The 13,297-nt window shown below is 73.6% G+C and carries 12 protein-coding genes; 8 read left to right on the top strand and 4 right to left on the bottom strand.

Annotated elements, in window-relative coordinates; all coding sequences use genetic code 11:
• Position 1: 1 nt before the first annotated feature.
• The gene (locus DDP54_RS06880; RefSeq protein ID WP_109131121.1) at positions 2–988 is read right to left on the bottom strand and encodes an alpha/beta hydrolase; all 987 of its coding nucleotides are present in this window, start codon (positions 986–988) and stop codon (positions 2–4) included.
• Positions 989–1,096: 108 nt separating this feature from the next.
• Between DDP54_RS06880 and DDP54_RS06875 the strand changes: the two genes are divergently transcribed.
• The 6 genes from DDP54_RS06875 (at position 1,097) to DDP54_RS06850 (ending at position 9,016) form a co-directional block, all read left to right on the top strand.
• Positions 1,097–1,300 (top strand): dodecin family protein, encoded by a 204-nt coding sequence (locus DDP54_RS06875; protein ID WP_109131120.1) that lies wholly within the window; start codon positions 1,097–1,099, stop codon positions 1,298–1,300.
• A gap of 104 nt (positions 1,301–1,404) precedes the next feature.
• Positions 1,405–4,038 carry an ATP-dependent chaperone ClpB gene (clpB, locus tag DDP54_RS06870; RefSeq protein ID WP_109131119.1) on the top strand — a complete coding sequence of 878 codons (2,634 nt, stop codon included), beginning with the start codon at positions 1,405–1,407 and terminating at the stop codon, positions 4,036–4,038.
• Positions 4,035–4,544: a heme-degrading domain-containing protein gene (locus DDP54_RS06865; RefSeq protein WP_109131118.1), complete on the top strand. Its 510-nt coding sequence runs from the start codon at positions 4,035–4,037 to the stop codon at positions 4,542–4,544. The genes clpB and DDP54_RS06865 overlap by 4 nt, the downstream gene beginning before the upstream one ends.
• Positions 4,545–4,554: 10 nt before the next feature.
• Positions 4,555–5,616: a Gfo/Idh/MocA family oxidoreductase gene (locus DDP54_RS06860; protein WP_109131117.1), complete on the top strand. Its 1,062-nt coding sequence runs from the start codon at positions 4,555–4,557 to the stop codon at positions 5,614–5,616.
• Between the two features lie 166 nt (positions 5,617–5,782).
• Positions 5,783–6,382, top strand: a complete 600-nt coding sequence (locus DDP54_RS06855) for a TetR/AcrR family transcriptional regulator (protein ID WP_109131116.1) — start codon at positions 5,783–5,785, stop codon at positions 6,380–6,382.
• A 99-nt stretch (positions 6,383–6,481) separates the two neighbouring features.
• The gene (locus DDP54_RS06850; RefSeq protein WP_242448266.1) at positions 6,482–9,016 is read left to right on the top strand and encodes a glycoside hydrolase family 3 C-terminal domain-containing protein; all 2,535 of its coding nucleotides are present in this window, start codon (positions 6,482–6,484) and stop codon (positions 9,014–9,016) included.
• A 44-nt stretch (positions 9,017–9,060) separates the two neighbouring features.
• Here the strand turns inward: DDP54_RS06850 and DDP54_RS06845 are convergent, their stop codons facing one another.
• The 3 genes from DDP54_RS06845 to DDP54_RS06835 all read right to left on the bottom strand — a co-directional run bounded on the left by DDP54_RS06845 (position 9,061) and on the right by DDP54_RS06835 (position 11,797).
• Complete coding sequence (locus DDP54_RS06845; RefSeq protein WP_109131114.1) at positions 9,061–9,663, bottom strand: DUF4190 domain-containing protein; 603 nt, start codon at positions 9,661–9,663, stop codon at positions 9,061–9,063.
• A gap of 71 nt (positions 9,664–9,734) precedes the next feature.
• Entirely contained in the window at positions 9,735–10,886 is a 1,152-nt protein-coding gene (locus tag DDP54_RS06840) for a DUF4190 domain-containing protein (RefSeq protein ID WP_109131113.1), read from the bottom strand.
• A gap of 110 nt (positions 10,887–10,996) precedes the next feature.
• The gene (locus tag DDP54_RS06835) at positions 10,997–11,797 is read right to left on the bottom strand and encodes an exodeoxyribonuclease III (RefSeq protein WP_109132410.1); all 801 of its coding nucleotides are present in this window, start codon (positions 11,795–11,797) and stop codon (positions 10,997–10,999) included.
• A 107-nt stretch (positions 11,798–11,904) separates the two neighbouring features.
• Between DDP54_RS06835 and DDP54_RS06830 the strand changes: the two genes are divergently transcribed.
• Together DDP54_RS06830 and pyrE are read left to right on the top strand one after the other, a co-directional pair.
• Positions 11,905–12,696 (top strand): SDR family NAD(P)-dependent oxidoreductase, encoded by a 792-nt coding sequence (locus tag DDP54_RS06830; protein ID WP_109131112.1) that lies wholly within the window; start codon positions 11,905–11,907, stop codon positions 12,694–12,696.
• Positions 12,693–13,286: an orotate phosphoribosyltransferase gene (pyrE, locus tag DDP54_RS06825; protein WP_197711329.1), complete on the top strand. Its 594-nt coding sequence runs from the start codon at positions 12,693–12,695 to the stop codon at positions 13,284–13,286. Before DDP54_RS06830 ends, pyrE begins: the two co-directional genes overlap by 4 nt.
• The last annotated feature ends 11 nt before the right edge of the window (positions 13,287–13,297 follow it).

Genomic DNA, 13,297 nt, shown 5'->3' with positions numbered 1-13,297 from the left:
GTCAGCCGAGCCGCGCCTCGAGCCAGCCGAGCACCTCGTCGAGGTAGCGGTCCCGGGCGGGCGCGGGGGACAGCGCGAGGTCGTGCGCTCCGCCGGTGACCTGGACGTACGTCACGTCGGGGCCGAGCAGCGGGGCGCGCGCGGCGATGTGCTCGACGTCGAGGACGCTGTCGGTCGTGACGAGCTCGTCGTGCCACCGGTCGTCGGGACCCGAGGCCTCCGACGACAGCACGAGGACAGGGCAGTCGATCGCCAGCCCGCGGGCGACCCGCGCGTGCCCGCGGCGGATCGTGCGCAGCCACCCGGCGCGGACCGGGAAGCCCAGCAGCGGCTTCCAGGCGAGGTCGTAGTCCCACTCCCCACCGGTCCCCGAGTGCAGCGCGGCGCCGTAGTGCTGCCCGAGCGCACCGACCTTCAGCCGGGGGACGAGCGGGCCGAGCATGTCGACGAGCCACGTCACGGGCACCCGCTCGACCCACGACCCGCGCAGGTCCAGCCACGGGCTGTTGAGCACGAGCGCGTCGACGACCCCGGCTCCGCGGCGCGCGTCGGCCCACAGCGACGTGACCAGCCCGCCCATCGAGTGCCCGAGGACCACGAGCTGGTCGTGGTCGGCCCGCAGCAGCCGGACGGCGGCGTCGATCTCCTCGCGGTATGCGGCGAGGTCGGTCACGAAGTTGGGCTCGCGTCCTGGACGGATCGAGCGCCCGTAGTCCCGCAGGTCGAGCGCGAAGAAGTCGTACCCGCGTGCGGCGAAGGCGTCGCCGACGTGCTCCTGGAAGAAGTAGTCGACGAACCCGTGCACGTACAGGACGGCGCGCCGCGGCGCCGGTCCGGTGGGTTCGAGGTGGACGAGGGTCGCGACAGGTTCTCCCTGCGCGTCGGGCCGCAGCGGCAGGGTGCGGGCGGTCCACCCGTCGCGGAGCACGTCGGGGACTGCTTCGGAGACTGGTGAGGTGACAGCTGCGGTGACGTCGTCGTCGGCCATACGTGATCGTCGCACGCGCAGCCTGCCGGGGGGAGCCGCAGCGATTGCGGCCCGAGGCGGAGCAGCGGAGGCTGGGAGGTCCGGGAACGACTCGACGAGGAGGACGCCATGGGATCGGTGGCACGCATCACCCAGATCAGCTCACGTTCGGAGACGAGCTTCGAGGACGCGGTCCGCGGCGGCATCGAGAAGGCGGCCACGACGCTGCGCAACATCTCGGGCGCGTGGGTCAAGGACCAGAAGGTGGAGGTGACCGACGGCCGGATCACGGCGTTCCAGGTCGTCCTGGAGGTCACGTTCGTCCTCGAGTGAGGACGTGCAAGACTTGAGCGGAATACACTCAACTTCGGTCGGGTTCGTGCTAGCGGGACCAGCGCTGACAGAACCAGATCATCGATCACCGGACCGGAGGACGAGTGGACGCCAAGCTCACCACCAAGTCGCAGGAGGCCCTGGGTGATGCCATCCAGCAGGCGTCCGCCGCGGGCAACCCCCAGCTCGAGCCCGCGCACCTGCTGAACGCGCTGCTCGCGCAGGAGGGTGGGGTCGCCAACGGGCTGCTCGACGCGGTCGGCGCCGACCGGGGTGCCCTGGGCCGAGCGGTCCGGGCCGCCCTGGTGGCGCTGCCCGCAGCGAGCGGGTCCGCCGTCGCGCAGCCGACCGCCTCGCGCGCGACCTCGACCGCGATCGAGGCCGCGTCCTCCGAGGCGCGCGCGCTGGGCGACGACTACGTCTCGACCGAGCACCTGCTGCTCGGCGTCGCCGCGGGCCGCTCGGGCGTGGCCGACGCGCTGCGCACCCATGGCGCGTCCCGTGACGCCCTCCTGGCCGTGCTGCCGACCGTGCGCGGGTCGGGCAAGGTCACGAGCCCCAACCCCGAGGGCACGTACAAGGCTCTCGAGCAGTACGGCGTCGACCTCACGGCCGCGGCCCGGGACGGCAAGCTCGACCCCGTCATCGGCCGCGACGCCGAGATCCGCCGCGTCGTGCAGGTCCTGTCGCGGCGCACCAAGAACAACCCCGTCCTCATCGGCGAGCCCGGCGTCGGCAAGACCGCCGTCGTCGAGGGGCTCGCGCAGCGCATCGTCGCGGGTGACGTGCCCGAGTCGCTGCGCGGCAAGCGGCTCGTCTCGCTCGACCTCGCAGCCATGGTCGCGGGCGCCAAGTACCGCGGCGAGTTCGAGGAGCGGCTCAAGGCCGTCCTCGAGGAGATCAAGTCGTCCGACGGCGAGATCGTCACGTTCATCGACGAGCTGCACACGGTCGTCGGGGCCGGCGCGGCCGAGGGCTCGATGGACGCCGGCAACATGCTCAAGCCGATGCTCGCGCGCGGCGAGCTGCGCCTCGTGGGCGCGACGACGCTCGACGAGTTCCGTCAGCACATCGAGAAGGACCCCGCGCTCGAGCGCCGGTTCCAGCAGGTCTTCGTGGGCGAGCCGAGCGTCGAGGACACCATCGCGATCTTGCGCGGCCTCAAGGAGCGCTACGAGGCGCACCACAAGGTCGCGATCTCCGACGCCGCGCTCGTCGCCGCCGCGAGCCTGTCGGACCGCTACATCTCCGGCCGTCAGCTGCCCGACAAGGCCATCGACCTCATCGACGAGGCCGCGAGCCGGCTGCGCATGGAGCTCGACTCGTCGCCGGTCGAGATCGACCAGCTCCGCCGCGCGGTCGACCGCCTGAAGATGGAAGAGCTCGCGCTCGAGAATGCCGACGACGACGCGTCCCGGGAACGGCTCGGGAAGCTGCGCGCGGACCTCGCGGACCGTTCGGAGGAGCTCGCCTCGCTGACCGCACGGTGGGAGAACGAGCGTGCGGGCCACAACCGCGTCGGTGACCTGCGCGCCAAGCTCGACGAGCTGCGCATCGAGTCGGACAAGGCGCAGCGCGACGGCGACCTCGCGACCGCCTCCCGACTGCTCTACGGGGAGATCCCCGCGGTCGAGCGCGAGATCGCCGAGGCCGAGGCGCGCGAGCAGCGGGCGGGCGTCGAGGACGCCATCGGCCCGGTCCCCGAGCCGATGATCGCCGAGAAGGTCGGGCCCGATGAGATCGCCGAGGTCGTGTCCGCCTGGACCGGCATCCCCGCGGGGCGCCTGCTCGAGGGCGAGAGCGCCAAGCTGCTGCGCATGGAGGACGTGCTCGGCCAGCGGCTCATCGGTCAGCGCGCGGCCGTCGCGTCGGTGTCCGACGCGGTCCGTCGCGCCCGGGCCGGCATCTCCGACCCCGACCGGCCGACGGGCTCGTTCCTGTTCCTCGGCCCGACCGGCGTCGGCAAGACCGAGCTCGCGAAGGCGCTCGCGGACTTCCTGTTCGACGACGAGCGCGCGATCGTCCGGATCGACATGTCCGAGTACTCCGAGAAGCACTCGGTCGCGCGCCTCGTCGGTGCGCCCCCCGGGTACGTGGGGTACGAGGAGGGCGGTCAGCTGACCGAGGCCGTGCGGCGTCGGCCGTACTCGGTCGTCCTGTTCGACGAGGTCGAGAAGGCGCACCCCGAGGTGTTCGACATCCTGCTGCAGGTGCTCGACGACGGCCGCCTCACCGACGGCCAGGGCCGCACGGTCGACTTCCGCAACGTGATCCTCGTGCTCACGTCGAACCTCGGCTCGCAGTTCCTCGTGGACCCGATGCTCGACGACGCCGCCAAGCGCGAGGCCGTCATGGCCGCCGTCCACGCCGCGTTCAAGCCCGAGTTCCTCAACCGCCTCGACGACGTCGTCCTCTTCGACCCGCTGTCCCTCGACGAGCTCAGCCGGATCGTCGAGATCCAGGTCAAGGCCCTGGCCGACCGCCTGACGGACCGCAGGCTCACGCTCGATGTGACCCCGGCGGCGCGCGAGTGGCTCGCGATCGAGGGCTTCGACCCGGCGTACGGTGCCCGGCCGCTGCGCCGGCTCGTGCAGCGGGAGATCGGCGACCGGCTGGCCCGGATGCTGCTCGGCGGAGAGGCCCGTGACGGTGACACGGTCCGGGTCGACCGGGCGGCCGACGGCTCGGGGAGCCTCACGCTCGCGGTGGTGGCACGTCCGGTAGCGTCGGTCGCGTGACCGACGCCGCTCCCGCCATCCCGTTCTCCGACCCCGCGCTCCTCGCCGAGCTGCTCGACCAGGAGGACCGGCTCGTCCTGCCGCACCTCGACTACGACGACGCGGCACGCCTCGGTGCGACCCTCGCCGGGCTCGCCGAGCAGGGCGGCCTGCCGGTCGTCGTCCGCGTCGAGATCGACACGCCCACGGGTCCGCACACCGTCTTCCAGCAGGCGATGCCGGGCACCTCGCCGAACAACGACTGGTGGCTCAGCCGGAAGGCCGCGGTGGTCCGCCACTACGGGCACTCCTCGTTCGCGGTCGGCACGCGGTACCGCGTCGAGGGCGGCACGTTCGAGACCCGGGCGGAGCTGGACCCCGAGCAGTACGCGGCGCACGGCGGGTGCTTCCCGCTGCGGGTCAACGGCCAGCTCGTGGGGGTCGTGGGCATCTCGGGGCTGCCCCAGCAGGACGACCACGCGCTCGTCGTCGAGGGCCTCACCGCATACCTCGGGAGCGCCCGGTAGCGTCTGGGGTATGACCTCAGCACCCGTACCGACCGCCCTCCCGACCCCCCGCTTCCCGGACCCGCGGGACGCGCCCGTGCTGCGGTGGGGCATCCTCGCGCCGGGCAAGATCGCGGGGACCTTCGCCTCGACGGTGCTCGCGAACACCGGCCAGCGCGTCGTCGCGGTCGCCTCCCGGTCGGCCGAGCGGTCCGCGGCGTTCGCCGCGACGCACGGCATCGAGCGCTCGTACGACTCGTACACCCAGCTCGTCGAGGACCCGGAGATCGACGTCGTCTACGTCGCGAACCCGCACAGCGAGCACCGCGAGCAGGCGCTCCTCGCGATCGCGGCCGGCAAGCACGTGCTCGTCGAGAAGGCGTTCACCCGCAACGCGGGCGAGGCGCGCGAGGTCGTCGCGGCGGCGCGCGCGGCCGGGGTCTTCGCGATGGAGGCCATGTGGACGCGGTACCTGCCCCACACCGACGTCATCCGTCAGCTGCTCGAGGACGGCGCGCTGGGCGACGTGCACCGCATCACCTCGGACTTCGGCGTGTGGTCGCAGCCCGCGCCGACCCACCGCCTGCTCAACCCCGAGCTGGGCGGGGGCGTGCTCCTCGACCTCGGCATCTACCCGCTGGCGTTCGCGGCGTTCGTGGCGCGTCACGCGGGTCTCGGTGAGCGCCCGACGGCGATCCAGGCGGCCGGCGTGCTGGCCGCGACCGGGGTCGACGCGCAGACGGCGATCCAGCTCAGCTACACGGGCGACGCCCACGCCGAGCTGTTCACGACGATGCTCGCCGAGACCGCGCAGACCGGGACGATCGCCGGCTCGCGGGCCCGGGTCGAGCTCGGCCCCAAGTCGTTCACGCCCACCAGCGTCACCTACGTCGCCGGCGAGCAGCGCGTGACGTGGGACGACAACCGGATCCTCGGCCACGCGGGCCTGTGCTTCCAGGCCGCCGCCCTCGCCCGGTTCGTCACCGAGGGGCTCACGGAGTCGCCGCTGCTGCCGCTCGACGAGACGATCGCGACGCTCGAGACCGCCGACGAGGTCCGCCGCCAGGTCGGGGTCATCTTCCCGGGGGAGTAGCCCCTGGTCACCGGGTCGCAACCGACCGCCGATCGTGGTGAGAACACGGCCGGCCGAGGGGTGTGGGAGCGCTACCCTCGTGCTCGCCGGCGGGTGGAGTCGCCACCGGGTCGCATCGCTGCCGGTCGCATCGCTGCCGGGTCGAACCTGAGGAGGTCGAGGGAACGTGACCGAGCTCGTGGTCCGCGGCTACGCCAACGGTCGAGCGCGGCGTCAGCTGATCCTCGACGAGGCGACCGCCCTGTTCGGCGAGGTCGGTTACCGGGCGGCGTCGCTGCGGGAGATCGCGACCCGCGTCGGCATCTCGCACCCCGGCCTCCTGCACCACTTCCCGGCCAAGCAGGCGCTGCTGCTCGCGGTCCTGGAGCACCGGGACGAGGTCGACACCGAACGGTTCGGGTTCGACCACCTCCAGGGCCTCGAGCTGCTCCGGCACATGGTCGACCTCGTGGAGTTCAACGCGACGCGGCCAGGGATCGTCGAGCTGTACTGCGTGCTGTCCGCCGAGTCGACGGCCCCAGACCATCCCGCGCACGCGTTCTTCGTGGAGCGGTACACCCGCTCCGTCACGCGGTGCGCAGCCGGGTTCGAGGGCGCGCGGGCCGCCGGTCTGCTGCGGCCCGGCATCGATCCCGACGCCGCGGGGCGCGCGTTCGTCGCGCTGATGGACGGCCTGCAGGTGCAGTGGCTGTTCGACCGTGACAGCGTCGACATGGCGGCGGTGCTCCGGCAGACGCTCGCCCAGCTCGTCGTCGCGGGCGTCTGACCGATTCGTCCGGGAGTCCTGGAATGGACTCGCTCCGGACCACCTGGTAAGCACAAGCCCCGAGATGACGACGACGGTGACGACAGGACGAGGTCGATGATGGCTGGCAGCACCCCGGACCCCCGGATCGACGAGCTCGTCGCCCGGCTGACGCTGGCTCACAAGGTCCGCCTGCTGACTGGCGCCGACTTCTGGTCGCTGCACGCCGAGCCCGCCGTCGGGCTGCGGACGGTCGTCGTCTCCGACGGGCCGTCGGGGGTCCGCGGCGCCGTCTGGGACGAGCGGGACCCGTCGCTCAACCTGCCGAGCGCGACCGCGCTCGCGGCCACCTGGGACCCCGAGATCGCCTACCGCTACGGCGTGGCCGCGGCGCACGAGGCCCACCGCAAGGGTGTCGGCGTGGTGCTCGGCCCGACCATCAACCTGCACCGCAGCCCGCTCGGCGGCCGGCACTTCGAGGCGTACTCGGAGGACCCGCTGCTGACCGCCGAGATCGCCGAGGCGTTCGTCCGCGGCCTGCAGGACCACGGCGTCGCGGCGTGCCCGAAGCACTACGTCGCGAACGACTTCGAGACCGACCGGTTCACGGCCTCGGTCGAGGTCTCCGAGCAGGCGCTCCACGAGCTGTACCTCGCGCCGTTCGAGCGTGCCGTGGTCGACGCCGGTGCCTGGAGCGTCATGAGCGCCTACAACGCGGTCGGCGGCACGACCATGACCGAGCACCCGCTGCTCACCGAGCCGCTCAAGGGCACGTGGGGGTTCGACGGCGTCGTCATCTCCGACTGGACGGCCGTGCGCTCGCTCGCGTCCGCGGCGGCCGGCCAGGACGTCGTCATGCCCGGCCCCGACGGGCCGTGGGGCGACGCGCTGGTCGCGGCGGTCGAGGCCGGCGAGATCCCGGTCGACGTCGTCGACGACAAGGTGCGCCGGATCCTCGTGCTCGCGGCCCGCCTCGGCGCGCTCGACGGGTTCGACCCTGCCGTGCCCGCTGCCGCTGCCGCGCAGGCGGCGGAGTCGTCGGACGACGAGGCGACCGTCGGCACCGACCCGGCCGACATCGCGCTCGCCCGCGAGGCCGAGACGCGCGGCATCGTGCTCGTGCGCAACGACGGCGTGCTGCCGCTCGGCACCCCGACCTCCCCGGCGCCGGCGACGATCGCGGTCCTCGGCCAGAGCGCGCTGCGCCCGCGCACCCAGGGCGGCGGCTCCGCGACGGTCGTCCCGGTCTCGACGGTCTCGCCCCTCGACGGCCTGCGCGCCGCGCTCCCCGACGCGACCGTCACCTACGCCACTGGCGCCCTCGTGCACGACGGCGTCCTGCCGTTCGCGCTCGACGACGTGCGCGACCCCGAGACCGGCGCACCCGGTGTCCGCACGCGGTTCCTCGCAGCCGACGGCGGCGTCGTGCTCGATGAGGTCCGCCGCGCGACCGACCTCATGTGGCTCGGCAACGCGCCGGCCGCGCACACCTTCGAGCTCCTGACCGACTACACCGCGACCGAGTCGGGCCCGATCGAGCTCGGCTGGGCCGTGATCGGCAGCACCACGCTCGAGGTCGACGGCGAGGTCGTGCTCACGGCGGAGCTCCCGGTCGACCCCGAGGACCTCGGTGCGGCGCTCATGGCCCCGCCGAGCGCGACCGTCCGCGTCGACGTCGAGGCCGGCCGCACCTACCGGCTGCGCTGGACCCACCCCCTCACCGGGATCCCGTCGATGCCCGACGGCGCCGAGCTGGCTGCGGTCCTGGGCTTCACGGCCGGCTGGCGGCCCGTCGTCGAGTCGACCGACGCGCTCATCGCCGAGGCCGTCGAGGTCGCCCGCACGGCCGACGTGGCGATCGTCGTCGTCGGCACGAACGAGAAGGTCGAGTCCGAGGGCTTCGACCGGTCCGACCTGCGCCTGCCCGGCCGTCAGGACGACCTGGTCGCCGCGGTGGCCGCGGTCAACCCGCGCACGGTCGTCGTCGTGAACTCGGGCTCGCCGGTCGTGATGCCGTGGCGCGACGACGTCGCCGCGGTGCTGCTCACGTGGTTCGGCGGCCAGGAGTACGGGCACGCGCTCGCCGACGTCCTCACCGGAGCTGCCGAGCCGGGCGGGCGCCTGCCGACGACGTGGCCGAAGACCGAGGCGGACGTGCCCGTCCTCGACGTGACCCCGCACGACGGTCTCGTGCGGTACGACGAGGGCATCCACGTCGGCTACCGCGCGTGGCTGCGCGCCGGGACCGAGCCCGCCTACCCGTTCGGGTTCGGGCTCGGGTACACGACGTGGTCCTACGACGCCGTGCGCGTCATGGACGCCGGCGTGCACTCGGGTGCGGTCGCCGCGTCGGGCAGCGTCCGGGTGAGCGTCGACGTGACGAACACGGGCGAGCGCACGGGCCGTCAGGTCGTCCAGGTGTACCTGTCGCGCGAGTCGCTGACGGTCGACCGGCCGCTGCGGTGGCTCGCGGGCTCCGCGGTCGTCACGGCCGAGCCGGGCCAGACGAAGACCGCCGAGGTCCTCGTGCGGGCGCGCGCGTTCCAGCACTGGGACTCCGAGGCGCACGCCTGGACGGCCGAGCCGGGCCGGTTCACGCTGATCGTCGGTCGGGACGCCACGGACACGGCCCTGGACGCCGTCGTCATCCGCTGAACCGGTCGGCGGGCTGAGCCCGGCGTCCGCCGGCCCAGCACCCGTCAGGGCAGGTGGACCGTGCCGTCGAGGAACGAGCCGGTGAGCTCGCCGGCGTCGGTCGTGGCCAGGCAAAGGCCGAGTCGGTCCCCACGGCGCCATGACTCCTCGGTCGGCGCCCACGCGACCGCACGGACGCCGGCCTCGCGCTCGGCCGGGGTCAGGTCGCACGACGCCGCGACCCGGGCATCTGCCGCGGCCTGACCGGGCCAGACGGCGGCGTCGTCGAACGCGTACACGGTGACGACCTGGGCCGCGTGCTGGTCGCTGCACGGCACGACGTGCACGGCGTCGACCTCCGTGCCGGTCGGGAGCGGGTCGAGGCAGCTGCCCGTGACGAGCTGGCGCGCGTGGGCATCGCGGGGCGCCGTGACGTCGGGCGGGAGCGGCCGGGCGTTGCGGGCCGTGAGCGCGGCGCCGACGAGGACGCCGACGAGCACGAGCGTGCCGACGACGCCGAGCGTGAGCCCGGTGCGGGCCAGCCCGCGGCCTCGGGTGCCGCGCGCACGGATCCGACGCAGCGCGATGACCGCCAGCACGCCCGCGACCGGCCCGAGCGCGAGCGCTCCGGTGACGACCGAGGCGACCGCGAGCGGCTCGAGCGGCACTGGCGGCGCGTGCCAGCCCGGCGCGTAGTACGGCTCGTTCGACGACGGGCCGCCCGGGTCGTCCCAGGCGGTCAGGACTGCACCTGCGGTGACTCGCCGGCCAGCGTCCCGTCGAGAGCCGAGCCGGTCAGGCCGCCCGGGCTGCTCACGAGCAGGCAGTAGCCCGACCGCACGCCGTTCGTCCAGTCGACGTCCGACGGTGCCCACACGACGGAGCCTGCAACCTCGGACATCAGGGCTCCACCCGCGACCGAGACGGCGATGTCGCCGCAGTCCGCCTGGACCGCCGTCGCCTGCTCCACCGAGGACGGCGCCAGGGTGAAGTCCTCATAGGCGAGGACCTCCGCGGCGTGCGGCGCCGCGCAGTCGATGAATGCCGCGTCGAGGAGGTCCGCGGACGGGACCACCTCGAGGCAGTCGCCGGGCCACAGCCGCTCGTCGAACGCGAGGAACTCGACGGGCTCCTGCGACTGCTCAGTGAGGGGCGTCGACGTCCTGGACGAGTTCGTCTCGCTCTCCCAGCCGCTGCGGGCCCCCACGACGACGAGCGCGACGAACCCGGCGATGAACAGGGTCATCAAGATCCCGACGGCGATGCCGGCCCAGGCGAGGCCGCGGCCGCGGGCACCGGTGCGCCGGATCTTGCGGAGCGACGCGATCCCGAGCCCGATCCCGACCGGACCGGTGATGCCCATGGTGACGATCCCGGCACCGCTCACCGACATCGAGGCGATCGCCAGACCGTCCCACGGAGGCTGGGGGTTGCCCCACTGGGGCTGCGGGTAGCCGTAGGGGCCCTGCTGCTGCGCGTACCCGTACGACGGGACCTGCGACTGGGCCTGGGGGTAGCCGTACGCGCCCTGTCCCTGCGGCGCCCCGTAGCCGGGGGCGGCCGGCGGGTAGCCAGGGGTCTGCGGGTATCCCGCCTGCGGTGAGCCGTAGGCGGGGGGTGCGGGCGGGTAGCCCGGCGCGGCCGGGGGGTAGCCGGGCGTCTGCGGGTACCCGGTGCCCGACGGGCCCGGCGCGGGTGCGTCGGCCGGAACAGGTTCCGGCGTCCACGACGGCGGCGGCGTCGGTGCGGCGTCGTACCCGGTCGGCGGCGCGTACCCGGCCCCGTAAGGCGACGGCGCCCCGGCGGTCGACCCGTCCGGCTGCGCTGCGGGCGGCGCGAACGGGTTCGGGCGCTCGGGCTGGGGGAGAGGCCAGGTCGGCGGCGTGCTCATGGCGACGAACCTAGCGGAGCGGACAGGTCGGCCGAGGGCGATCCGGACCGGTCCACCCGATCGCCTCGCGCAGCACGAGCGCCACGCGCAGCCCGGTCGACCCGAGCGGCTCAGTCGGCGAGGTCGACGATGACCGGGACGTGGTCGGACGCGCCCTTGCCCTTGCGCTCGTTGCGGTCGATGGTCACGCCCGTCACGCGCGCGGCGAGGGTCGGCGACGCGTACGTGAAGTCGATGCGCATGCCCTCGTTCCGCGGGAACCGGAGCTGCTGGTAGTCCCAGTACGTGAACGTGCGGGCGGGGATGTGCTCGCGGGTGACCTCGGTGTACCCGGCGGTCGCGAACGCCGCGAACGCGGCCCGCTCGGCGGGCGTGACGTGGGTGCGCCCGGCGAACACCTCGATGTCCCAGACGTCCTCGTCGAGCGGGGCGATGTTCCAGTCCCCGACGAGCGCGATCTGCGCGGACGGGTCGCCGTCGGGCCCGGGCGTGAGCCAGGACGCCGCCTGCTCCTTGAGGCGTTCGAGCCACTCGAGCTTGTAGGCGTAGTGCGGGTTGTCGATCTCCCGCCCGTTCGGGATGTACAGGCTCCACACGCGCACGCCGCCGCAGGTCGCGCCGAGCGCCCGCGCCTCGATGGCGGGCTCCTCACCCCAGGCGGGCTGGCCGACGAAGCCCCGCTCGACGTCCTCGATCCCGACCCGCGAGATGATCGCGACCCCGTTCCACTGGCTGTGGCCGTTCGTCGCGACCTCGTACCCGGCGGCCTCGAAGACCTCCCGCGGGAACTGCTCGTCCTTGCACTTGGTCTCCTGCAGCGCGAGCACGTCGGTGCCCGAGCGCTCGAGGAAGGCCAGCGCCCGGTCGGCGCGGGAGCGGATCGAGTTGATGTTCCAGGTCGCGAGGCGCATGACGGTCAGGCTAGCCGGACGGACCGTCACGGGCGGGTCGGCGCGGATCGTGACCGGACACGGGCCCGGGGTCTGACAAGCGGCGGGCTGATCCGTAGGGTGGCCGCATGGGAACCGCACTGATCACCGGCGCGAGCGCGGGCCTCGGCCTGGAGTTCGCCTGGCAGCTCGCGACCGCGAAGCACGACGTCGTCCTGGTGGCCCGCGGCGCCGACCGCCTCGAGCACCTCGCGAGCCAGCTCCGTGCCGCGGCAGGGGTCCACGTCGAGGTCCTCCCGGCGGACCTCACTGTCCGCGCCGACGTCGAACGGGTCGCGGAGCGGCTGCGCGCGACCGTGCACCCGGTCGGTCTGCTCGTCAACAACGCGGGGCTCGGGCTGAACCAGCGGTTCGTCGGCGGCGACCTGGACGTCGAGGAGAGGGCGCTCGCGGTCATGGTCCACTCCGTCCTCGTGCTCTCGCACGCGGCCGCGGGCGCGATGGTCGAGCGGGGTCGCGGCGCCATCCTCAACGTGTCGTCGATCGCCGCTCTGCTCGCGTCGGGCACGTACTCGGCGCACAAGGCGTGGGTGCGGACGTTCACCGAGGGACTCGCGGTGGAGCTCAAGGGGACAGGGGTCACGGCCACCGCAGTGACCCCCGGGTTCGTCCACACCGAGTTCCACGAGCGCGCGGGCATCAACATGACGGCGCTGCCGGACATCGCGTGGCTGGACGCGGACGCGGTCGTCGCGACCGCGCTGGCCGACGTGCGCCGAGGTGCTGTCCTGTCGAACCCGAGCCTGCGCTACCAGGGGGTCGCCGGGGTCGTGCGCGTGCTGCCACGGTTCGCCATCCGGGCCCTCGGGAACTACCGCCACCGTCTGACCACCGCCGCGAGCGAGAGCGAGTCGTTGTGACCCCCGAGACGTCCCACGGCGCCGAGCTGTCTCCGACGCCGCGCGAGCAGCTGCGCGACCTCATCACCGAGCTGGCCGTGGTGCGCGGCAAGGTCACGCTGTCCTCGGGGCGCGAGGCCGACTACTACGTGGACCTGCGCCGCATCACGCTGCACCACCGCGCGGCCCCGCTCGTCGGGCACGTGCTGCTCGACCTGCTCGAGGAGGTCGGCCTCGGCACCGCCGAGATCGACGCCGTCGGCGGCCTGACGCTCGGCGCCGACCCCGTCGCGACAGCCCTCCTGCACGCTGCGGCGTCGCGCGGCCAGGACCTGGACGCGTTCGTCGTCCGCAAGGAGGCCAAGGCGCACGGCATGCAGCGCCGCATCGAGGGCCCGGACATCGCGGGCCGGCGGGTCGTGGTGCTCGAGGACACCTCGACGACCGGTGCGTCACCCATCGCCGCGGTCGAGGCTGCGCGCGCGGCGGGCGCCGAGGTCATGGGCGTCGCGGTGATCGTCGACCGGTCGACCGGCGCGCGCGAGAAGATCGAGGCGCTCGGCGTGCCGTACCACTTCCTGTTCGACCTGGCCGACCTCGGCCTGGCCTGAGCGCCGGCGCG

Origin of the sequence: Cellulomonas sp. WB94, assembly GCF_003115775.1 — a bacterium.
Classification (GTDB): domain Bacteria; phylum Actinomycetota; class Actinomycetes; order Actinomycetales; family Cellulomonadaceae; genus Cellulomonas_A.
This window is presented reverse-complemented; position numbering and strand designations above follow the sequence as displayed.

Excerpts from the sequence above, each read along its gene's own strand:
- DDP54_RS06880 (WP_109131121.1), bottom strand. The coding sequence starts at position 988 with ATGGCCGACGACGACGTCACCGCAGCTGTCACCTCACCAGTCTCCGAA.
- DDP54_RS06875 (WP_109131120.1), top strand. The coding sequence starts at position 1,097 with ATGGGATCGGTGGCACGCATCACCCAGATCAGCTCACGTTCGGAGACG.
- DDP54_RS06860 (WP_109131117.1), top strand. The coding sequence starts at position 4,555 with ATGACCTCAGCACCCGTACCGACCGCCCTCCCGACCCCCCGCTTCCCG.
- DDP54_RS06850 (WP_242448266.1), top strand. The coding sequence starts at position 6,482 with ATGGCTGGCAGCACCCCGGACCCCCGGATCGACGAGCTCGTCGCCCGG.
- DDP54_RS06840 (WP_109131113.1), bottom strand. The coding sequence starts at position 10,886 with ATGAGCACGCCGCCGACCTGGCCTCTCCCCCAGCCCGAGCGCCCGAAC.
- DDP54_RS06835 (WP_109132410.1), bottom strand. The coding sequence starts at position 11,797 with ATGCGCCTCGCGACCTGGAACATCAACTCGATCCGCTCCCGCGCCGAC.
- DDP54_RS06830 (WP_109131112.1), top strand. The coding sequence starts at position 11,905 with ATGGGAACCGCACTGATCACCGGCGCGAGCGCGGGCCTCGGCCTGGAG.